We start from the raw sequence: 21,392 nt of genomic DNA, 5'->3' as shown, positions 1-21,392 counted from the left end.
TTACCAGGTTAAGTTTTCATCAAAGCCATCATCGTGTTGAAGTTCAACATGATAAGTGTCGTTGTGTTTTTGAAGAGATGTTATTAAGGCACCTGTCATCTTTGTCAGTTCTATCAACTTGAAACGAATATTTTCATAATATTCATCGCTAATGAGGCCTTTGCGTTGCCCGACAGTAGTATATACTACAACTTTACGGATGTTTCCTTTTGCTTCTTGAAGTTTTTCTACGAATTGTGTCTTGTTTTTTACAGAGCCATCGACTATATTGATGGCAATAAGTGTAGCATTTTCAATGAGTCTGTTATAATATGTATCTTTATCGGATTCGAACAGTTTCATTAAAAAGACGACAAAATCTACAGCTTTGTTATACACACGTAGGTCTTCAAATTTAAAAAAAGTCGGTGTTTTGTTATCCTGTTGACTCATACGTATAAATCGGGTTGTGAGATTAAAAATCAGTCATCTCGCAGTACTGCGAGATGACGATTTGATGTATTGTTTATCAATTGACTTTAAATCTGATATTACCTTCTTTGAAGAAAGATACTATCTGACGTGCTGCAGCAAGACCGGCATTGATGTTGGCTTCAGCTGTCTCTGCGCCCTGTTTTTTGGGAGTGGCGAAGAAACGATTGCCGAATTTCTCAGCAAGAACGTCTTGATTAGAAGGAGCGATGTCGGTGATGTATTTCATGTCTTCGCGTTCAGCGAGCAGTTTTTCCATTCCGGCTTCGTCAATGACTTCTTTACGAGCGGTGTTGACTAAACAGCCGCCCTTTGGCATTCTGGAAAGAAGTTCGTAATTGATAGAGTTCTTGGTCTTGTCATTGGCAGGAATATGCAATGAGATGTAATTGCAGTTGGCATAGAGTTCTTCTATTGTTTCCGCGACCTTTACGTCTTCTGCTTCCATGTTTTCTTTAGGTACGAATGGGTCGAAAGCCCAGACTTCCATACCTAAGGCTTTGGCTTTCTCTGCTACGAGACGACCAACATTGCCGTAAGCATGTATGCCTATTCTTTTTCCTTTCAATTCGGAGCCTGTTCCGGGTTTGAAAGTGTTACGTGCCATATATACCATGAAACCTACAGCCAACTCGGCTACGGCGTTGGAGTTCTGTCCCGGTGTGTTCATGGCGACAATGCCTCTTTCAGTACATGCTGCAAGGTCGAGGTTGTCGAATCCTGCTCCGGCACGAACCACTATTTTCAGGTTCTTGGCGTGTGCAATCACTTCTTTGGTGACTTTGTCGGAACGTACTATCAAAGCATCGACATCTGCTACTGCATCATAAAGTTGCTGTACATCGGTATATTTTTCTAACAATGCCAAAGTGTATCCGGCTTCTTCAACAATGTTTCTAATGCCGTCAACGGCTGCCTTTGCAAAAGGCTTCTCTGTTGCAACTAATACTTTCATGATACCTATTTTTATTAATTATTTGTTGGCTTTTTCGAAATCTTGCATGCATTGTACCAATGCTTCTACGCTGGCTTTTGGACAAGCGTTGTATAATGAAGCACGGAACCCGCCTACTGAACGGTGTCCTTTGATACCTACCATGCCACGCTCTTTGGCAAATGCCATGAAAGCTTCTTCTTTGTCTTTGTACTCAGGAGCCATCACCCAGCAGTGATTCATTACAGAACGGTCTTCTTTGTTGGCAACTGTTCCTACAAACATGCTGTTGCGGTCTATCTCGTTGTACAGCAAATCTGATTTCTCTTTGTTCATTTTTTGCATCACTGTCAAACCACCGATTCCTTTCAACCATTTCAAAGTCTCTTTCATTACGAAGATAGAAAATACAGGAGGTGTGTTGAACATGGAACTGTCATCGACGTGTGTTTTGTAATTCAACATGGTAGGGATGTAACGGCTGACTTTTCCGAGAGCATCTTCTTTTACTATGACGAATGTAACACCGGCAGGACCGACGTTCTTTTGTGCACCGCCGTAAATGCAAGTGTATTTTGAAACGTCAACAGGACGACTCATGATGTCTGATGACATGTCGGCAATCAACGGAACAGGGCTGTCGAAGTCCTGACGTATCTCAGTGCCATAAATTGTGTTGTTGGTAGTGATGTGGAAATAATCGACATCTGTAGGAATCTGCCAACCTTTTGGAATATAGTTGAATGTCGCATCTGCTGATGATGCCAATGCGTATGCATCACCTATTCCTTTTGCTTCTTTAAGAGCTTTCTTTGCCCATACACCTGTCTCAAGGTATGCTGCCTTCTTCTCGAGGAAGTTCATGGGTATCATCAGGAATTGTGTAGATGCACCACCACCGAGGAACAATACTTTATATCCATCGGGAATGTTGAGAATCTCTTTCCAAAGAGCTTCTGTCTCATCCATCACAGCCTGCCATTCTTTAGAACGGTGTGATACTTCGATTACTGACATACCTGTACCGGCAAAATCTTTCAATGCTTCAATAGCTGCATTGATAGCTTCTTTTGGGAGGACACATGGTCCGGCGTTGAAATTGTGAGCTACTTTCATCACTATATTTTTTTAGTTAGTTTATACGTAAATAATTGTCTATTCACGTTGCAAAGGTAGAAAATAAAATTGATTAAATGTGTTTTATTGAAAAAAATGTTTTTTTTTTGCAAAAAAAACGCGATTATGTTTGATAGAAATGATAAGTTGTTGGCATTCAGTAAATTGGCTCTTGTTTTAAAGTCTGATATTGAAGATGTTGATGCCCGTTTTTTACTGGCACGACAGGCTTTTGACAGGGCTTGTGTCTCGGCTTCAGACAATAATGTCTGGTTTACTCAGGATAATGTATCCAATGCCATAAAATCAATATGCTGTATGTTGCAGCAGTCTGAGATGGAAGATTTTTTTAATCGTTATGGTAATATTGATATCGTTCCAAAAATAATAGGTGTCATAATGGCAGGCAATATACCTTTGGTGGGATTTCACGATTTTTTCTGTGTGCTGATGTCGGGACACCGTTTTATTGGCAAGTTATCTCACAACGACCCTTATCTTTTGCCGGCTCTCGCCGATCTGCTTTGTACTATAGAACCTCGCTTTTCGGATTTTATCTGTTTCACCGACAATATTATATCCGACTTCGATGCTGTCATTGCCACAGGTAGCAATAACACTTCTCGTTATTTCGATTTTTATTTCTCAAAATATCCTAATATAATCAGGAAAAACAGAAACTCTGTAGCAGTGTTGCGAGGTGATGAGTCTTTTGATGCCCTTACACGTCTTGCCGATGACGTATTTCTATATTTTGGTCTTGGCTGCCGTTCCGTATCTTTCCTGTTGGTGCCGGCAAATTATGATTTTGCAAATATGTTCGACGCATTTTCCAAATATGAACATCTTGCGACACATGCTCGCTATTTTAACAATTATGAATATAACAAAGCTGTTTGTCTGGTAAATAATGTCAAACATTATGATAATGGCTTCCTGATTCTCAAGGAGTCTGATGTTATGGCGTCACCGGTGTCAATTCTTCATTATAAGGAATATGATAATTTGTCAGATGTTATGTCATTTTTGCAGATTAATGAAGATAAAATACAATGTGTTGTAACTGAAAAGGCTTTTATGGAAAGATCATTTGATTTTGGGAAAGCTCAGATTCCATCCTTAATGGATTATGCTGATGGTATCGATACCATGAAATTTTTGTTGAATATTTAATATGATGATTTACAATATTTTGTAAAAAAATTAAAAAAAGTTGAAAAAATATGCTTTTGTATAAGTAAAAGTTGTAATTTTGCAGTTCAAAATAAAAGTAAAAAAAGCGATGAAGAAAGACATACATCCGAAGAATTACCGTTTGGTCGTTTTCAAAGACATGTCGAACGATTATGCATTTATGTCACGTTCGACAATTAATACAAAGGATACCATAGTATGGGAAGATGGGAATGAGTATCCATTGGTAAAACTTGAAATATCTAATACATCACACCCGTTCTATACAGGCAAGATGAAACTTGTTGACACAGCAGGTCGTGTTGATAAATTTAACAACAAGTATAAAAAATTTCAGGAAAACAGGAAAAAATAAGGATAAATAAGGTTTGTTAAATTTTTCATAATGAAGTTTCGCCCTTGCCAGTAATGACAAGGGTTTTTTTTGGCATGATTATTGACATTCATATTTTGAAATTGAAATTATTATGAATAACCGTATTAATCCAGATATAATTGTCAGCGATATTGTGGAGACAGAAGCAGAATATATACCTTTACTCTCACAGGAAGATGAACAACGTATGAACGAAGAGGTCTTCCCGGAGATATTGCCTATTCTGCCGCTTCGTAATGCTGTTCTTTTTCCGGGCGTCGTTATGCCTATAACCGTAGGACGTGATAAATCCATACGTCTCGTAAAAGATGCATATAAAAACCGTAAGGTTATTGGTGTCATTGCTCAACGTGATGCGGAAATAGAAGAACCGGAATTGCAGGATATGTTTTCTGTTGGAACTGTTGCACAGATTATCAAGACATTACAAATGCCTGACGGTAATACTACAGTCATAATACAAGGTAAAAGACGTTTCTTTTTAGATGATATCATTGAAGCAGAACCTTATATCAAAGGCAAGATCCATCCTTACGGAGAAAATTTGTCCGTTCCTCATGATAAGAAATTTGATGCTTTGATACAGTCTGTCAGAGATATGGCAATGAAGATTATGCAGAAGTCTTCCAATATGCCGTTCGAGGCATCTCTCGCCATAAAAAATATTGAAAGTCCATGGTTTATGGTGAATTTCGTGGCAAGCAATTTGGTCCCTGCAATGAAAGAACGACAAAACTTGCTCGAAATAATGGAGATTGCCAAATTCGCCACAGCTTTGCTCGAAGTCCTGAATAACGAACTGCAGATGATTGAGTTGAAACATCAGATTCAGAATAAGGTGAAGTCCGATATGGACAAACAACAGCGTGAATACTTGTTGAATCAACAGTTGAGGACTATTCAAGAAGAACTCGGTGGTACTCCTAATGATTTGGATATTAAAGAGTTGCAGAAAAAAGCTGCTAAAAAGAAATGGAGCAAGGAGGTGAAGCAGGTCTTTGAGAAAGAATTGCAGAAATTGCAGCGTATGAATCCACAGGTCGCCGACTATGGCATTCAGCATAATTACCTTGAATATCTTGTAGAACTGCCATGGAATGAGTTTACCAAAGATAACTTCAATCTCGACCATGCTCAAAAAGTACTCGATAAGGACCATTTTGGCTTGGAGAAGATAAAAGAACGTATTATTGAGCATCTTGCAGTATTGAAATTGAAGAATGACATGAAATCGCCTATCTTATGTCTTGTCGGTCCTCCCGGTGTAGGTAAGACGTCTTTGGGTAAATCGGTGGCTAAGGCATTGGGCCGTAAATATATCAGAATGTCACTCGGTGGTATGCGTGATGAGTCGGAGTTGAGAGGCCATCGTAAAACTTATATTGGCGCCATGCCGGGTCGTATCATACAGAATATTAAAAAAGCCAAGTCTTCCAACCCGGTTTTCATACTCGATGAGATAGATAAGGTGAGCGGAAACAATATTAATGGCGATCCGCAGGCTGCTTTGCTTGAGATTCTTGACCCTGAACAGAATAACACATTCTCGGATAACTTCTTGGAATTGGATTACGACCTTTCGAAAGTGATGTTTATCGCTACTGCTAACAATCTGTCCACTATTCATCCGGCATTGCGCGACAGAATGGAGATTATTGAGTTGAATGGATACCTGCGTGAAGAGAAATATGAAATAGCCAAACGTCATCTTATCCCCAAACAGATTAAGGAACATGGCTTGAGGTCTTCTGATGTGAACTTCAGTAAGGATATTGTCTTGCGTATCATAGACAATTATACGAGAGAGGCGGGCGTGCGTTCTTTGGAGCGTAAAATTGCCGACGTGGTACGTCGCAAGGCGAAGTTCATAGCTTCAGGTCTGGAATATGATAAAAAGGTGTCGGTGAAAGATTTGAATGATGTGCTTGGTGTACCTATTTTCCATGATGATGAAGTAGTCAAACATGATATGCCCGGTGTGGCTGTGGGGTTGGCATGGACACCGGTTGGAGGCGAGGTGTTGTCTATTGAGGTGAGTTTGAGCCGAGGTCATGGCATGCTGAATCTGACAGGTAACCTCGGCGATGTTATGAGAGAGTCTGCTACCATAGCATACGAGTTTATCAAGGCACATGCCAATAAACTGAATATAAATCCTTTGGTGTTTGAGGAATGGAATGTGCATGTCCATGTGCCTGAAGGTGCTACTCCCAAAGATGGTCCGTCGGCAGGTGTTACTATGTTGACAGCTCTTACTTCGGCTTTTACTCAACGTAAAGTTAAAGACAATCTCGCCATGACGGGAGAGATAACATTGAGAGGCAAGGTGCTGCCGGTGGGCGGAGTAAAGGAGAAAATGCTCGCTGCTAAACGTAATGAGGTGACGGATGTCGTATTGTCTTTGGATAATAAACGTGACTTTCTTGATATAAAAGAGGAGTATGTAAAAAATATCAAGATACATTTTGTTCGCGACATGATGGAGGTGCTTGATATTTCTCTTGAGAAAGAACAGGATGTTAATGACCTCGATTATAATAAGTATCTGATTGATTCGCATAAGAAAGTGACGGGTTTCAGACCTGCAACTCAGATGATGATACAATGATATAAAACACGACTTCCATGAAACGATTTTATTAAGTGTGAGAATGTTTTTTTATTTCCGAGCGGGGAAGACGTGTGTTTTTTGTTATGTGCTGAAAGCGGGAAATGTGTATAAATCGTATTTTTTCGGCTCAACAGCATCTTTTGAAATAATTTAGATTAAAATACCTTGTGTTTGTTGTCCAATTATGACAGACTGTGTTTTTCAGGACATTATTGTCGTTTGTTCTTGTCGTTGATGAAAATCTTGCGGTTTTCCACAGATACGGTACCTTCATTTATCAATTCGGATAACACTCTTGACAGTGACGGTCGTGTTACTCCTAATCTGTTTGCCAATTCTTGCTGTGTAATCCTTTCCTCTACGTTGTTTTTCAGATATGATACAAGACGCTCTTTCAGGGTCTGTAAAGCGAAAGTGTTTATTTTCTTGCTTAAAAAGATGCTTTTGTCGGATAACAGCCGTATGAAGTTTTTCATGATGACTTCTTCTTTATGCATAAGTTCTTCAAATTGAGCTTTATCGATATAAAATATCTTGCACTCTGTGACAGACTGAATATAAACAGGGTATCGGCTTTCTGTCGCGAAAAGGGCTGCCGGGGCTATAGCCCTTGGCGCCTGCATGTCTTCTATGATGACTTGTTTGCCTTCGTCGTTCATCAGCAGTGCGTTGACTTTCCCTTCTGTCAAAAGAGACAAATAACTGCATTCACTGCCTTGAATCATTATTAAACTATCGGCTTTGTATGACCTGATATAATAACGCGACTGATTGAGAAATGCAGTCAGATATTCTTTCTTCCACCCTGTGAAAATTGGCGTTTCAAGAAGTATTTCTGCGTATGTATCTGTCGTGTTTTCCATGAATTTTTTTGCAAAGTTAATGTTTTTCTACTTTAGAATGTCATTTTATATGTTTTTGAAATTAATTATTTTTGCATGTCTAATGATGCTTGATATGAGAAATGCGTTTTTTTTGCTGTTTCCGGTGTTTTTGTTTTTTTCATGTTCTGAAAAAGAGAATAATGAAGAATACAGGATTTTCAAATATAACGAGTCGGTTAACATTTTGACTCTTGATCCTGTCTATGCCAAAGACTTGCCGCATATCTGGGCATGCAATCAATTGTATAACACTCTGTTGGCTTTTGACGACGATATGAATCTAGTGCCTTCTTTGGCAAAACGGTGGTACATTAGCGATGATGGCAAGACATATACTTTCGTTCTTCGGGATGATGTTTTTTTTCATAACGACAGTTGTTTTGGAGGGAAAAGCAGAAATGTCGTCGCCGATGATGTGGTGTTTTCTTTTAACAGAGTGGTCGATAGAAAGTTGAGTTCGCCAGGAGTATGGATTTTCTCTGCCGTACATCAGGATGAAAATGGATATTCTTTCAAGGCATTGAATGATAGTGTTTTTGTAGTGGAGTTGGAACGTCCTTTCCCGGCTTTTCTCGGCATTGTTTCTATGCTTTATACTGCTGTGGTACCGAGAGAAGCAGTAGAATTTTACGGTGATGACTTCGGTCGTCATCCGGTGGGAACAGGACCTTTCAAATTTAAATATTGGAAAGAAGGAGTGCGTTGCGTTTTTAGAAAAAATCCTGATTATTTCGAGTTTGAGAATGGGAGACGTCTTCCCTTCATAGACGCAGTGTCTATAAGTTTTATCATTGACAAACAAGTGGCTTTTATGGAATTTGTCAAGGGTAAATTTGACTTTATGTCCGGTATAGATTCTCGTTACAAAGATGAACTTCTTACACGAGACGGTCGTTTGCGTGCCAAATATAATGACAGGATTTATCTTGTCAGAGAACCATATCTGAATACTGAATATTTGTCATTTAACATTAACGACATGGAAAATATGTCGAAAGAACAGTATAAGGCGTTACGCCAGGCTGTCAGTAATTCAGTAGATAGGGAAAATATGCTCAGATATCTTAGAAACGGCATTGGAACCCCCGGTCATTCCGGTATCATCCCTAAAGGTCTTCCGGGCTATGATTCTACGGGTACGATAGGTTACAAATATGACTTGCAGAAAGCATTCGACCTTGTAAGAGATTATGACTTGTATGGAAAGAAATTGAAACTTTATGCTACAAAAGAATATATAGACCTTGCCAAATTTGTACAGTCTTCTGTTGCTATGATTGGCATTGATTGTGAGGTGGAAGAGATGATGCCTGCTGTTTTGAGAGACAGACGTGCTAAAGGAAACCTGCCGTTTTTCCGTTCTTCATGGGTGGCAGACTATCCGGATGCAGAGAATTATCTGTCGCTTTTCATAAGCGAAAACTTTACTCCTCAGGGACCTAATTATACATATTACTCCAATGCTTTGTATGACAGCCTGTACAATGTGGCAGTTGGGTGTAACAATATTAAGGATAGGTATTTTATGTATAGACAGATGGATAGTGTCATGATGATGGATGCTCCGGTTGTGATACTTTATTATGATGAAGTCCTACGCTTTGTCAATAACAGAATATCAGGTCTTGGCAGCAACTCTACAAATCTTTTAAATTTAAAAAAGGTCGAGATAAAAGAATGATGAAAAAGCAAACCGCGTCATTTTTGAATCTTATCTGCAGTTTTTTGCTTCATTTTTTCTCTTTCAAATGAAAATATTCCATGGAAATTATGAAATATTTTTGGAAATATGTTTGCAGTTGATGTGGCTTGTATATTTTAATATATTGAATAATAATAAGTTATGATTTAATTTTGCATAAATGGGTTCCTTTTGTAACCATAGAAATAATAAAAAAAATAAAATAAAAAAAATCTTGTTAAGTAGTTGATTATGTAATTGAAAAAAAGTGTATTTTTGCATGATTTTTTAATCGACTGAAATTATGATAAATATAACATTTCCAGACAAGAGTGTCAGACAATATGAAGCAGGTGTTACGCCTTTGGATATAGCAAAGAGCATCAGTGATGGCTTGGCACGTAACGTATTGTCTGCCAAAGTGAACGGCATTATGTGGGATGCGAGACGTCCTGTTGTGGAGGATGCTGAGATTCAACTTTATACATGGAGTGATCCGGAAGGCAAAGCTACCATGTGGCATTCTTCTGCCCACCTTATGGCAGAGGCTATAGAACAACTGTATGAAGGTGTGAAGTTTGGCATAGGACCAAGCATAGAAAATGGTTTTTATTATGATATAGATTTTGGTGATAAGGTACTGACAGAAGATGATTTGGTTAAGATTGAGAAAAGAATGTTAGAACTTGCACACCAGAACCAGGTTTTTGAACGTGTTGATGTCACAAAGGCAGAAGCCTTGGATTATTTTACTAAAAAAGGAGATATCTATAAACAAGAGTTGATAAACGAATTGGAAGATGGTACTATAACATATTATAAATCAGGAACATTTACTGATTTGTGCAGAGGTCCTCATATTCCTGACACAAGTTTTATCAAAGCTGTAAAACTTACATCCTTGGCTGGCGCATATTGGCGTGGCGATGAAAAACGTAAACAACTTACACGTGTTTATGGTATAACATTCCCGAAGAAAAAAGAACTCGACGAATATCTCGCCTTGATAGAGGAAGCTAAGAAACGTGACCATCGTAAGTTGGGGAAAGAGTTGGAGTTGTTCATGTTTACCGATATGGTAGGTAAAGGTCTGCCCATGTGGTTGCCCAAAGGTACGGCTCTGCGTTTGCGTTTACAGGAGTTCCTTTCAAAGATACAGAAACAGTATGGCTATGAACAGGTTATGACACCTCATATAGGTAATAAACAACTGTATGTGACTTCCGGACATTGGGATCATTACGGGCATGACAGTTTTCAACCTATAACTACTCCTGAGGATGGGGAGCTTTACCTGCTGAAACCCATGAACTGTCCTCATCACTGTATGATATATAAATGGCAGCCGCGTTCTTATAAAGACCTGCCTTTGCGGCTTGCAGAGTTCGGTACTGTATATCGCTATGAACAAAGTGGAGAGTTGCACGGTTTGACAAGAGTCCGTTCGTTTACTCAGGATGATGCTCATATCTTTTGTCGTCCCGATCAAGTCAAAGATGAGTTCATACGAGTGATGGAGATTATTGAAATCATCTTCAAAGCATTGAGTTTTAATAATTTCGAGGCACAAATCTCGTTGAGAGACCCTAACAACAATGAAAAATATGTCGGGACTGATGAGAATTGGGCAAAGGCGGAAGCAGCCATAGTGGAGGCATGCAAGGAGAAAAACTTACCTGCAAATGTGAAATATGGCGAGGCGGCATTTTACGGACCTAAACTCGACTTTATGGTAAAAGATGCTCTCGGCCGTAAATGGCAACTCGGAACCATTCAGGTGGATTATAATCTTCCTGAGCGTTTTGACCTTACATATATAGGCGCCGACAATGAGAAACATCGTCCGGTCATGATACATCGTGCACCGTTTGGTTCAATGGAACGTTTCGTCGCTGTGCTTATAGAACATTGCGGAGGAGACTTTCCGTTGTGGCTCGCTCCGGACCAGGCAATTATATTACCGGTAAGCGAGAAATATCAACAATATGCCGATGAAGTCAAATCTCTATTGGATAAAGCTGATATCAGAGTGCTGATGGACGACAGAAATGAGAAGATAGGACGTAAGATTCGTGACGCTGAAATGAAAAAAGTTCCATATATGCTCGTGGTGGGTGAGAAAGAAGAGAAGGGAGAGATGGTGTCTGTCAGAAAACATGGAGAAGGAGATCTCGGATTCATGACAATAGACGCTTTCATAGAAATGATTAATGAACAAGTGAAAAAAGAACAAGACATCAGATGATGTGTGAAATAAATAAATTGTTTAATTAAAATAGGAGACACAAATTATAGCACTGCCAGTGAATGGGAAAAATTCCCAAAGAGGACAAAAAAATGACGATCCTCACCGAATAAATGAGAGAATTACAGCACCAATGGTAAGAGTCGTTGGTGAGAATGTTGACAATGAGATACATTCTATAAAGGATGCTCTCAAGATTGCTGATGAGATGGGACTTGACTTGGTGGAAATATCCCCAAATGCAAACCCTCCGGTTTGTAAATTGATGGATTACAAGAAGTTCCTTTTTGATCAGAAAAAGAAACAGAAAGAAATCAAAGCCAAGGCAACAAAAGTCGTTGTCAAGGAGATAAGATTGGGCCCCCAAACCGATGACCATGACTTCGAGTTTAAACTCAATCATGCAAAAAGATTTCTTGAAGAAGGTGCAAAAGTGAAGGTGGAGGTGTTTTTCCATGGTCGTTCTATTGCATATAAAGAGCAAGGCGAGATAATGTTGTTGAGATTTGCTCAGGCTTTGCAAGATTATGGCAAGTTGGAAGCGATGCCTAAACTTGAGGGAAAAAGAATGATGATGATGGTGGCTCCTAAGAAATAGAACACTCATTTTAACTTAAAAATATTTTGTAACAATGCCAAAAATGAAAACAAAATCCGCTGCCAAAAAACGTTTCAGACTTACTGGCACCGGTAAAATTAAGAGAAAGCATGCTTATAAAAGTCACATCTTGACTAAGAAATCTATTAAACGTAAACGTAATTTACGTCAGCAGACCATAGTCGAACATGCAAATTTGAAAGCTGTAAAAGAAATGCTTCTCATGTAATTAACGAAATTGTTTAACTTGTTAGAGCAGAGAAGTTCTCGAAAGGAGCGAGGCGCTCTAACGGAATAAAAAATTAAAAAAATGCCAAGATCAGTAAATGCAGTCGCTTCAAGAGCGAGACGCAAAAAAGTATTAAAACAGACGAAAGGACAGTTCAGTGCACGAAAAAATGTCTGGACAGTGGCGAAAAATTCCTACGAAAAGGGATTGACATACGCCTATCGTGATAGAAAAAACAAAAAACGTGAGTTTAGATCGTTATGGATTGTGCGTATCAATGCCGCTGCTCATGAGTACGGTATGACATACAGCACCTTCATGGGTAAAATTCATAAAGCTAATATCGATATTAACCGTAAGGTTCTTGCCGACTTAGCACTGAATAATCCGGAAGCCTTTAAAGCAATCGTTGAAAAAATAAAGTAGCAATTTAATAGTGAGTGTTGTAAAAAAAGCCCCTTTTTGGGGCTTTTTTGCATTCATGACAATTATTGTTGATGTGTTTCTCTTAACAAGTCATTCACTGTCTTTACCGGGTTGAAAGTGATAATGGGGACATCGACAAAAATAGTAATCCAGTCTGCCATGGCTCCATTCCATAATCCGGGAAGCTCTAAAGCTTTCAATTCTTTTCCGTCTTTAGACTTTTGGGAGATAAAACCGGTAGAATGATCTATGTAATCCGTCAAGTCGAAACTGTTGCCTTTGTAGTTCTGTGTCGCGCAAACAAGGTCAACAGGATTGAAATGTGTAGCATTTTTAAGAATTTCCTCCTGTTTCTCATCGGCATGGTTCATCTGAGAATATTCTACTATTTGAAGACTCGTCTCGTCATTCTGATTCTTTACGAAATAAGGACCTCCACCGGGTTCTCCTTCGTTGCGTACCATGCCACATATCCTCATGGGGCGGTTTAATTTGTTGTACAGGAAATCAATTTTTTCTATCGCATTGTATGTCTCGAAATATTCCGGTATTTCGATCATCAGAGTGTCTTTGGCAAAACCAACTATCTCGTTAATATCTTCTTTTTCAAGACCACCTTCATCAAGCATAAGTAGATATTCGAACAGTTGTTGCTGCAAACGGAAAAGATAACCTCCAAGGACTTTTTTGTATTTTATGGTTGTCTCTTTCAGCCTGTCCGGCACCACATTGTCTATATTTTTTATGAAAATGATTTCTTTTCTTAAATCGTTGAGGTTTTGTATCAAAGCTCCGTGTCCGCCGGGACGGAATACGAGTTCTCCATTTTTGTCCCTGAAAGGCTTGTTGTTTAAATCAACAGCTATGGTATCGGTAGAGGGTTTTTGCTCTGAATATGTTATCTTGTATTTTACATTGAACATCTTCTCGTATTTTGGCAGTAACTTGTCGATTGTATTTTGGAATAAAGGAAGATGTTCTTTTGATACTGTGAAATGTACCTGTGCTATGACACCTTTTTCAGATGTTATGGTGCTGTATTGTGCTGCCTCGACAAGATGTTCCTCTATGGCGTAACGTGAATAGTTGTCATAATTGTGGAATTTCAACAGAGCCTTTGGCAGTTTGCCGTATGATAAGCCTTCCGGATTCAACAGGTCTTCTGCAATTTCTACCAACTCGTTGTTTTTTAACATTTCTTCTATATCTTTGCCTTTTTTGGCAAGGTCTTTCCTCAAGTCTTCAAAAAAGGCAAAATGTCTTATGCCAAGGAAGAAGTTCTCAACGGAATCAGGTTTGATCTTGTCTTTTTTCAAGAAATTATCAGGTATATCTTTGTCTTTATACTCGTCAATGAAAGAATACAGACTTTTAAACATTCTGCTTGCTGCCCCGGAAGCAGGAACGAACTTTATGATGTCATAATATTCTTTGTCTTCATCAAATTGATTTACAAGACTTTCAATCTCATCATCGGTAAATCGAATAATACCTTTTTCAAGTGTGGCAGCAGCAGTGAGGTTACTGTATGCAAAACCTTTCTTAAAAATGTTTATTTGCTGTTCGATTTGTTGTTCAGTAATGCCAATTCTCTTAAGTTGTTGCTTGTCGTTTGTAGATAATGCTATCATGTTGTTTGTTTTTTCGTTACAAATATATAAAAAATGTTATTTCTGACAGTTGATTTTTATTTTAAACAATAAAAAATGATAAAAATTATAATTTATGATAAAAAAAATCGTTTATTTTGCAAAATGTATGTAAAATATCATTGAAGAAGAGAAATAATATATTTGTATCATAAAAAACATTAAAAAATGAATAAAAAAATTGAAGAGGCTATTAATGCCCAGATTAATGCTGAGTTATGGTCAGCATATCTTTATTTGTCGATGGCTGCAAATTTCCATTCAGCAGGTTTTAGTGGTATTGCCAACTGGTTTGAGGTTCAATTTAAAGAAGAACAGGACCATGCAACAATACTTTACAATTATCTGATTTCAAGAGGTGGTCGAGTAGAATTGAAAGCTATAGACTCTGTCCCTACATCTTGGGATTCACCTCTTGATGCTTTCGAATCAACACTTGAACATGAGAAAGAAGTTACAGGGATGATCAATGACCTTAACGCTTTGGCAATGAAAGAAAACGATTATGCTACTCAAAACAGGATGCAGTGGTTCATTGATGAGCAGGTGGAAGAGGAAGACACCGCCCAGAAACTTATCGACAGTCTGAAAATGATTAAGGACAATGGTTTCGGTCTTTACATGTTTGACAAGGAATTGGCTGCACGTACTTATACACAGGCATCTCCTTTGCAGACTGCTGAATAAATTGTCTTATCTTAAAAAACTAATATAGACGGGGTGTTGACCTCGTCTATATTGTTATATTATAGATTTGTATTGGAGATAAATGTGTTATTGCTTGGCTTTTCGCAATATTATACTGTAGAGATTTAGTCCTAATGGCTCTAATGGATGACAACGTTCATATTGGTCCAAAATAAACTCGCTTATACCTTTATTAATAGCGATTCTTCCGGCATAGGATGTCTGTTTCATTTTGTCAACACCCGGCAAGGTGTGTATAATAGTGTCGTTGTTATTGTGAAATATGTATTTTTTATCTTCATTGTCAGGGAGATAAATCACGAAGACATCATATTCGCCAGTTTCGTCTGTTTCTATTGTCCATGAACGCCATGAATCAGTTTGAGTGCTTATATAACCGGTGGCGTCTATGGCAGCGTGTTTTGTACCGTTATCATCAGTCAGAACGATGATGTCATTATCAGGCTTTATTGATGGTTTTGTTTTCTCGTTGTGTTTTACTCTGCTTAGAGTGTCTGGGTTGGCAAGTAGGAAATCTCCTATGCCGTTTAATACATCTTTCTCGTAATCAATCACATTGCCTTTACCGTCAGGACCAATGTTCAATAGGAATACTCCGCCGTTGCTTACGGTGTTCAGCAATCTGTCTATTTGCCGTTTTGTCTGTAATGACACCTCGGGACGCTGAATCCAAGACTTGTAACCCCATGTGTTGTAAAGAGAAGCCGGGTTGTCCCAAAAGATATTGGCATAATAAGCCACGTCACCATTGTCGGGCAGTGTCATATAGTCGCCGCAGTTGTTCATGATTCTGCCACTAACAAGACATTTTGGTTGCAGAGACTTCACTATGTTGCGAAAACGAATGCTTTGTTCGGGTTTCAACAACCCCATGTCGAACCAGATGGTGACGATATCGCCGTAGTTGGAGAGCAGCTCGGTGAGTTGCAGAGCGATGTAGTCCTCCAATTCAGGGGTGATAATCTCGAGCGGGGAATAAACCTGATTGACATATTCTGTACAATCACTGTTTTCATCTGGCGCCAAACGTTCAATGCCTTTAGGATAATGCCAGTCTGGTAAGGAATAATAAAATCCCAATCCTATATTGTGCCGGTGACATGCATCGGCAAGTTCCTTTACAATATCTTTCCCGTAAGGAGTGAAATCAACAATATTGTATTCCGTAGTCTCGGTGTGAAACATGCAAAATCCATCATGGTGCTTTGTCGTAAATACTATGTATTTCATGCCGTTGCGTTTGGCAAGTTGAACGATGGCGTCTGCATCGAATTGTTCCGGATTGAATTTTTTGGCTACTTCCTCGTATTCTGGTATTGTGATTCTCGCATGATTCATAATTTGTTCTCCATAATACGGAATCTTCTCACCTTTCCATATTCCACCAAGTTCGGAATATACTCCAAAATGTATGAACATTCCGAAATGACTGTCCCTCCATTCTTTTAATGTGCTGATTGTCAATGAATCGTTGTTGATTGACTCTTGTTTGACAATTTCGTTCGATGAGCATGACAGCATTACTAAGGCTATAGTTATTATTAATATAAGGTGTCGCATAATGTTTTTATTTGGAAATTAAAGAAATTGTGTTGTTATCATCAAGTTCTACGGCAAAAAGAGCAAAGTCATAACGTACAGGGTCTTCGGAATCGAATTGTCGCAGTCTCTCAGTCAATTGTTCTACAGCTTGTCGGTCATTGCTTTTGCGAGTCAACAAATTGATTGCACGCGAGACTCTTGCAACATGTACATCTAAAGGTATCATCAGATCTGATGGTTTGAATTTTTTCCAAATACCTAAATCCACAATACCGTCATCACGTACCAACCAGCGCAATGCCAGATGCAGTCTCTTGCATGCAGAACCTTTATTGGGCATCTCGCATGAAGGATTGCTGATATGCTTGCTGCTTTCATTAAAATTGGCTTTTTGCATGGCATCTCTGAAATATTGTATGCCTTGCCATGTATCATGATTTCCACCGAGAGTGAAAAGGTCTTCTATGAAGTCATATTTTAGATATATGTCTTTCAAACCTTTACAATAATATATCAAATCTCTGTTGAAAAAGGTTCTGTGTACACAAGCGGCAGGGTCGAGTCTTTCGTATCCATCGGACATGATAAAATCGAATGGAGATACTCCCATGATATTCAATAATCTGTTGGATGAGTTCAATATCATGCTCCTTTTTCCCCACGCAATGGTGGCAATGAGAAAAGATACTATTTCTATGTCACGTTTTTCTTTGTACCTATGAGGAAACTGCACAGGGTCGTCTTTGATGAATTCTTCTGTGTTGTATCGTTCAACTAAAAGGTCGAGATGGTTTTTTATATTATACATGGGAATTTTTTGCAAATATGTGAAAAAAAGTCAAATATTCTGCCATGAAAGTCTTTTTTCTGAAAAAATATAGTTTAAGATATGACAAAAAATATCGTATTTGTGTATTGATTATTTGATATCAATGATTTAAAATGCTATCCAATTTTATTATCTCGCCTATTGCAGGCATAATTACATTGGCATTGGAATTTTCAGAAAGACGTCTTGCATTATCCAATGGTTCGTACCATGGGTGTGTTGATAGGGCGAACTTGGAATGATGGACAGTAATTATATTTTTGGTTCCCAAATCATTAATCTCATTTGTCAAATATTGTGGCATGGTATGAATATATTTCCAATTCTCGTTATATTGTCCGTTTTCAAGAATGGCAAGGTCTATGTCGGGAAACATATTTCCAATTTCGGCATAATGCTTGCCATAGCCGCTGTCGCCGTTGAGGAAAATACATCCTTCTGAAGATTGTATGACATACGAAGCCCATAATGTCTGATTGGATTTCAAGCCGCGACCGGAGAAATGTCTCGCTGGCATGCAATGTATTTTTGTGTTGTCCGTAAGTGCTATAAAATCATACCAATCTAATTCCATGAGAATGTTTTTATCATATCCCCATCGTTCAAAATGTTCTCCTACGCCGAGTGGACATATTACCTTATCTGTTTTGTCGTGCAGTTTTTTTACTGTTTTATAATCCAAATGATCCCAATGGTCGTGTGTAATTATTAAATAATCGATATGCGGCATGTCGTCCGGTTTGAAAACATCGGTACCTTCAAAAGCTTTGTTGATAAAAGAGACAGGAGAGCCTTTGTAGAATACCGGGTCAACAAGTAATGCAATACCATTTATCTGTAAAAGATATGAAGAATGACCAAACCATACCATGATATTTTCATTTTTATCCAGTTTTTTAAGGTCATTTTTGATGACATGGAATGGCTTGTCCGGACGTATGTTGTCATTTTTTCTACCTAAAACAAAATCTGTCATCAACCTTAATCTGCTTTTCTCTGTTGTCATTATCGTTGATTCTCTGTTGCGAAAAGCACCGTTCATGTAATTTGGCGATTGTTCAATTCTTGCTTTGCGTTCTCCACGGGGCAAACGTCCGAATGATGGTTGATTGATAAATATTATCACACTTAATATTATGACTGTCAATATCGATGTTATTATTATTGTCGTTTTCATGATTCCTGTTTGAGAAATACAAAAATACAACTTTATATTATCAAACTAAGTTTCCAGATTGGTATTATTTTTAAATCACATAATGGAAAAAATCAGTAAAACGCAGTGAATTAAGAAAAAGATTTTTTATGAAATGATAAAAACACCTTAGGGTTTTATATGTTCTGACCCTTTAATGTCACATTGTCTATGTTAAAAATCAGGACATGAATGCAACATTTTCATTTCTGTTATATTTGCAAAGTAATGAAATAAACTATCTAACAAGTTTGATTTGCAACCCCATAGTTAGACAAAAAACTAATGGGATGTTTTTTATGAAATACACTTATGAGAAAAAGCTCAATATAGTGAGTATGGTAAAAATGGTTGCCCAATCAAACGGTTTACAATTGATTAAATATTTCTTCTCGAAAGACGTTTTTTGTTCTTCTCTTGAGCAAATTGTTAGGTGATGACAATTAGTCAATATCTTTGAATGTCAGCATGGGAAGACCGAGGTTGAAGAAATCGTCCTTATCGAGTTTGTCGCGGAAAATATAATCCAACAATCCTTTTCTATATGCCACGAATGATGTGAGACTGATGTCGTTTCGTTCACAGAATATTCTAAGAGCTTCAGCCGGGTTACCGGTATGTATCAATTGAAAATGTATGTCTCCTTCATATTCCTTTGTCTCAAAGGCTTTTGACAATTCTTCCATAAGCAATGATTCTTTAGTGCTGTCGTCATGTGAGACAAAATGTACTACATGTATATGAGGCGAGTAAGGTCTCAATATCTCGAAGATCTGTTCTATGATACAGATGTCGAATTTACCGAAGTTAGTGGCGTACAGTATATCGGTACTTTTACGCCAGTGGTAGCCTATTGGGATGGATAGCAACGGTATCTTGATTTTTGTCATTACGCTTTTTGCCAAACTGCCTTCAAGGAAACGTTTTTTGCCTTTTCCTCTTGTTCCCATCAGTATGAGGTCCGGCTTTTTCATGTCTGCAAGTCTTATCAATTCACTTTCCGGCTCTCCGCCAACGAGGACAGATTCAACACTGATATTATCAAGGTTTTCTTCTTTAATCAGGTCGGTGAGATAACGTTTTTTCTCTTCCATCTCTTCTCGAGCCGTGCTTTCCAATTCAGTGATAAACTCGCTTGTGAAGAAGTTGTTATTCTCAAAATTACCGGGATAACTGCTGTCACTGACAAAACATTGATCCATATATGCATGAAATACAATTATTTCACCTCCAATAGTCCTTAATAAATCAATGGCGTAAGGGAATAGTGCTTCATTGTCTTCTGTGAAATCTGTCGAAAGTATTATTCTCATATTAAGGTCGTTTTTTGTTACAAAATTAAATTTTTTTTTAAATTGATAATGATATTATGACCTTTTATTTTTTTACAGATGAATTTTTAACATTATTTTTTGCTTTTTACATATGTCGTTAAAATATTTTTAGAACCCGAAAATTAGTCCGGCAATGCCTATAAGTGCTCCTATGATAATACTTACGCCTTTTGAAAGGAAAAAGGCTTTGCGTGATTCAGCCAATAACGGCAATGCTCCGTGCCCATCCTGCACTATTGAGTTGGCAAGAAGTATGCTGACAGGTATGCTGCCTTGTGCAAAAAGCAATACGAACAGCAAATGAGGTCCTGACTGCGGTATAATGCCTACCAATAGTGCTATTGTCAGTACTAAAATAGTGTTTGATGACACAACTTCCTGAATGTTGATGTATTGGTTCAAAATTGTCAATACTGCAATAACACCGAATGTCCATAAAAATATTTTGGGAAGATGCACTTTTATGACATGTTCCCATAAATGTTCTTCGAGGAAATGCTCTTTGGCGACTATTACAATGATTAAGATAATGGAAAACATGACGAGAAGCGTATAACGTATCCAGTCGGCTTCACCGCCATGATCATGATGGTGTGTTTTGCCATTTCCTTGATGACTATGTGTATCATGATGATAATCATCATGTATTACTGTTGCTGTCTTCTCTTTGAAATAATTGTGTTCTTCGAATGATTCTATGACTGTTTCTTCATTTTGTCCTCCCATCAAAAGACTTAACTGGTGAGAGCCATCTATAAATCCACCTGTTATTAATAATATTATGCCGACACAACCGGTGATGAGTAATGCTCTTACAAAAGTTATGTTTTTAAAGTTGGACTTGATATGATGGTGTGTATGTCCGCATTCGTGTTCGTTATCATGCAATGGAAATGATGTCTCTTTCTTAAGTCCGACAAATTTGTTTTTCATTATCGTTTGCAGGACAAAACCTGTAATTATTGACAATATAAACAATATCGCAGTTATTATCAGTGCTTTACGTGGAAATAGTGAAAACATGAAGAAAGACTCGTCTCCTGTGGTTGCTATCAATGCTGCCATCAAAGCCGGAAAGTTGACGACACGATGCACATATAATGACACTGCTGTATATGTTCCTAAACAGCCGGGTATGATTCCCATTATGGCACAGACTAAAATCTGAATCCATGGTGATGCCTGCAGTTTCTTAGACCATAATCCTCTCGTCCTTACATTTATGAATTCTATTATCATCATCATGCCAAGAACAAATGCTGTGATGATAAGTGTCTGTTGTAGAATGAGAACCAATGCATGTGATATCATGATGTTTGTTTTTCTTTGAAACTGTGCAAAATTGCATCTTTTTTTTAAAATATCATTGT

The 21,392-nt window shown here is 38.1% G+C and carries 19 protein-coding genes; 9 read left to right on the top strand and 10 right to left on the bottom strand.

All coding sequences use genetic code 11. The features are described 5' to 3' along the window. The 3 genes from ACZOVS_RS02500 to serC all read right to left on the bottom strand — a co-directional run bounded on the left by ACZOVS_RS02500 (nt 1) and on the right by serC (nt 2,521). Entirely contained in the window at nt 1–378 is a 378-nt protein-coding gene (locus ACZOVS_RS02500) for a four helix bundle protein (RefSeq protein WP_483995660.1), read from the bottom strand. 130 nt (nt 379–508) lie between these two features. Next, a complete protein-coding gene (locus ACZOVS_RS02495; protein ID WP_483995659.1) occupies nt 509–1,426 on the bottom strand; it encodes a 3-phosphoglycerate dehydrogenase in 918 nt (305 codons plus the stop codon). Nucleotides 1,427–1,444: 18 nt separating this feature from the next. Further along, on the bottom strand, nt 1,445–2,521 hold the full coding sequence (serC, locus tag ACZOVS_RS02490) for a 3-phosphoserine/phosphohydroxythreonine transaminase (RefSeq protein ID WP_483995658.1): 1,077 nt from the start codon (nt 2,519–2,521) through the stop codon (nt 1,445–1,447). 126 nt (nt 2,522–2,647) lie between these two features. Between serC and ACZOVS_RS02485 the strand changes: the two genes are divergently transcribed. The 3 genes from ACZOVS_RS02485 (at nt 2,648) to lon (ending at nt 6,699) form a co-directional block, all read left to right on the top strand. Next, nucleotides 2,648–3,694 carry an acyl-CoA reductase gene (locus ACZOVS_RS02485; protein WP_483995657.1) on the top strand — a complete coding sequence of 349 codons (1,047 nt, stop codon included), beginning with the start codon at nt 2,648–2,650 and terminating at the stop codon, nt 3,692–3,694. 109 nt (nt 3,695–3,803) lie between these two features. Then, on the top strand, nt 3,804–4,070 hold the full coding sequence (locus tag ACZOVS_RS02480) for a type B 50S ribosomal protein L31 (RefSeq protein WP_483995656.1): 267 nt from the start codon (nt 3,804–3,806) through the stop codon (nt 4,068–4,070). Between the two features lie 112 nt (nt 4,071–4,182). Further along, on the top strand, nt 4,183–6,699 hold the full coding sequence (lon, locus tag ACZOVS_RS02475) for an endopeptidase La (protein WP_483995655.1): 2,517 nt from the start codon (nt 4,183–4,185) through the stop codon (nt 6,697–6,699). Between the two features lie 212 nt (nt 6,700–6,911). Here lon and ACZOVS_RS02470 read toward each other — a convergent pair whose 3' ends face one another. Further along, entirely contained in the window at nt 6,912–7,565 is a 654-nt protein-coding gene (locus ACZOVS_RS02470; protein ID WP_483995654.1) for a Crp/Fnr family transcriptional regulator, read from the bottom strand. A 94-nt stretch (nt 7,566–7,659) separates the two neighbouring features. On the opposite strand from ACZOVS_RS02470, the gene ACZOVS_RS02465 reads away from it, so the two are divergent. The 5 genes from ACZOVS_RS02465 to rplT all read left to right on the top strand — a co-directional run bounded on the left by ACZOVS_RS02465 (nt 7,660) and on the right by rplT (nt 12,765). Beyond that, complete coding sequence (locus ACZOVS_RS02465) at nt 7,660–9,267, top strand: ABC transporter substrate-binding protein (protein WP_483995653.1); 1,608 nt, start codon at nt 7,660–7,662, stop codon at nt 9,265–9,267. A gap of 304 nt (nt 9,268–9,571) precedes the next feature. Next, nucleotides 9,572–11,512 carry a threonine--tRNA ligase gene (gene thrS, locus ACZOVS_RS02460; protein WP_483995652.1) on the top strand — a complete coding sequence of 647 codons (1,941 nt, stop codon included), beginning with the start codon at nt 9,572–9,574 and terminating at the stop codon, nt 11,510–11,512. Between the two features lie 58 nt (nt 11,513–11,570). After that, nucleotides 11,571–12,110, top strand: a complete 540-nt coding sequence (gene infC / locus ACZOVS_RS02455) for a translation initiation factor IF-3 (protein ID WP_483995651.1) — start codon at nt 11,571–11,573, stop codon at nt 12,108–12,110. A 34-nt stretch (nt 12,111–12,144) separates the two neighbouring features. After that, nucleotides 12,145–12,339 (top strand): 50S ribosomal protein L35, encoded by a 195-nt coding sequence (rpmI, locus tag ACZOVS_RS02450; RefSeq protein ID WP_483995650.1) that lies wholly within the window; start codon nt 12,145–12,147, stop codon nt 12,337–12,339. Nucleotides 12,340–12,420: 81 nt separating this feature from the next. Continuing rightward, on the top strand, nt 12,421–12,765 hold the full coding sequence (rplT, locus tag ACZOVS_RS02445; protein WP_483995649.1) for a 50S ribosomal protein L20: 345 nt from the start codon (nt 12,421–12,423) through the stop codon (nt 12,763–12,765). Between the two features lie 62 nt (nt 12,766–12,827). Here the strand turns inward: rplT and ACZOVS_RS02440 are convergent, their stop codons facing one another. Then, nucleotides 12,828–14,396, bottom strand: a complete 1,569-nt coding sequence (locus ACZOVS_RS02440) for a DUF4301 family protein (protein ID WP_483995648.1) — start codon at nt 14,394–14,396, stop codon at nt 12,828–12,830. A gap of 186 nt (nt 14,397–14,582) precedes the next feature. Between ACZOVS_RS02440 and ACZOVS_RS02435 the strand changes: the two genes are divergently transcribed. Continuing rightward, a complete protein-coding gene (locus ACZOVS_RS02435) occupies nt 14,583–15,101 on the top strand; it encodes a ferritin (RefSeq protein WP_483995647.1) in 519 nt (172 codons plus the stop codon). Nucleotides 15,102–15,188: 87 nt separating this feature from the next. Here ACZOVS_RS02435 and ACZOVS_RS02430 read toward each other — a convergent pair whose 3' ends face one another. The 5 genes from ACZOVS_RS02430 to ACZOVS_RS02410 all read right to left on the bottom strand — a co-directional run bounded on the left by ACZOVS_RS02430 (nt 15,189) and on the right by ACZOVS_RS02410 (nt 21,333). Continuing rightward, nucleotides 15,189–16,682: an alpha-L-fucosidase gene (locus ACZOVS_RS02430; RefSeq protein WP_483995646.1), complete on the bottom strand. Its 1,494-nt coding sequence runs from the start codon at nt 16,680–16,682 to the stop codon at nt 15,189–15,191. A 7-nt stretch (nt 16,683–16,689) separates the two neighbouring features. Then, nucleotides 16,690–17,472 carry a TIGR02757 family protein gene (locus ACZOVS_RS02425; RefSeq protein WP_483995645.1) on the bottom strand — a complete coding sequence of 261 codons (783 nt, stop codon included), beginning with the start codon at nt 17,470–17,472 and terminating at the stop codon, nt 16,690–16,692. Between the two features lie 121 nt (nt 17,473–17,593). After that, a complete protein-coding gene (locus ACZOVS_RS02420) occupies nt 17,594–18,670 on the bottom strand; it encodes an MBL fold metallo-hydrolase (RefSeq protein WP_483995644.1) in 1,077 nt (358 codons plus the stop codon). A 461-nt stretch (nt 18,671–19,131) separates the two neighbouring features. Then, a complete protein-coding gene (locus ACZOVS_RS02415) occupies nt 19,132–20,001 on the bottom strand; it encodes a universal stress protein (protein WP_483995643.1) in 870 nt (289 codons plus the stop codon). A 129-nt stretch (nt 20,002–20,130) separates the two neighbouring features. Then, nucleotides 20,131–21,333 carry a putative manganese transporter gene (locus tag ACZOVS_RS02410; RefSeq protein ID WP_483995642.1) on the bottom strand — a complete coding sequence of 401 codons (1,203 nt, stop codon included), beginning with the start codon at nt 21,331–21,333 and terminating at the stop codon, nt 20,131–20,133. Between the last annotated feature and the right edge of the window lie 59 nt (nt 21,334–21,392).

The organism is Candidatus Limimorpha avicola (genome assembly GCF_056978975.1).
The sequence above is the reverse complement of the archived record's forward strand: the minus strand, read 5'-3'. Positions and strand labels throughout refer to the sequence as shown.

Bases quoted from the DNA above. Each gene is read 5' to 3' on its own strand.
- ACZOVS_RS02420 (WP_483995644.1), bottom strand. From the start codon at position 18,670: ATGAAAACGACAATAATAATAACATCGATATTGACAGTCATAATATTA.
- ACZOVS_RS02430 (WP_483995646.1), bottom strand. From the start codon at position 16,682: ATGCGACACCTTATATTAATAATAACTATAGCCTTAGTAATGCTGTCA.
- rpmI (WP_483995650.1), top strand. From the start codon at position 12,145: ATGCCAAAAATGAAAACAAAATCCGCTGCCAAAAAACGTTTCAGACTT.
- ACZOVS_RS02435 (WP_483995647.1), top strand. From the start codon at position 14,583: ATGAATAAAAAAATTGAAGAGGCTATTAATGCCCAGATTAATGCTGAG.
- ACZOVS_RS02410 (WP_483995642.1), bottom strand. From the start codon at position 21,333: ATGATATCACATGCATTGGTTCTCATTCTACAACAGACACTTATCATC.
- ACZOVS_RS02425 (WP_483995645.1), bottom strand. From the start codon at position 17,472: ATGTATAATATAAAAAACCATCTCGACCTTTTAGTTGAACGATACAAC.
- rplT (WP_483995649.1), top strand. From the start codon at position 12,421: ATGCCAAGATCAGTAAATGCAGTCGCTTCAAGAGCGAGACGCAAAAAA.
- lon (WP_483995655.1), top strand. From the start codon at position 4,183: ATGAATAACCGTATTAATCCAGATATAATTGTCAGCGATATTGTGGAG.
- ACZOVS_RS02440 (WP_483995648.1), bottom strand. From the start codon at position 14,396: ATGATAGCATTATCTACAAACGACAAGCAACAACTTAAGAGAATTGGC.
- ACZOVS_RS02470 (WP_483995654.1), bottom strand. From the start codon at position 7,565: ATGGAAAACACGACAGATACATACGCAGAAATACTTCTTGAAACGCCA.
- ACZOVS_RS02495 (WP_483995659.1), bottom strand. From the start codon at position 1,426: ATGAAAGTATTAGTTGCAACAGAGAAGCCTTTTGCAAAGGCAGCCGTT.
- serC (WP_483995658.1), bottom strand. From the start codon at position 2,521: ATGAAAGTAGCTCACAATTTCAACGCCGGACCATGTGTCCTCCCAAAA.
- ACZOVS_RS02465 (WP_483995653.1), top strand. From the start codon at position 7,660: ATGAGAAATGCGTTTTTTTTGCTGTTTCCGGTGTTTTTGTTTTTTTCA.
- ACZOVS_RS02480 (WP_483995656.1), top strand. From the start codon at position 3,804: ATGAAGAAAGACATACATCCGAAGAATTACCGTTTGGTCGTTTTCAAA.
- thrS (WP_483995652.1), top strand. From the start codon at position 9,572: ATGATAAATATAACATTTCCAGACAAGAGTGTCAGACAATATGAAGCA.
- ACZOVS_RS02485 (WP_483995657.1), top strand. From the start codon at position 2,648: ATGTTTGATAGAAATGATAAGTTGTTGGCATTCAGTAAATTGGCTCTT.
- ACZOVS_RS02415 (WP_483995643.1), bottom strand. From the start codon at position 20,001: ATGAGAATAATACTTTCGACAGATTTCACAGAAGACAATGAAGCACTA.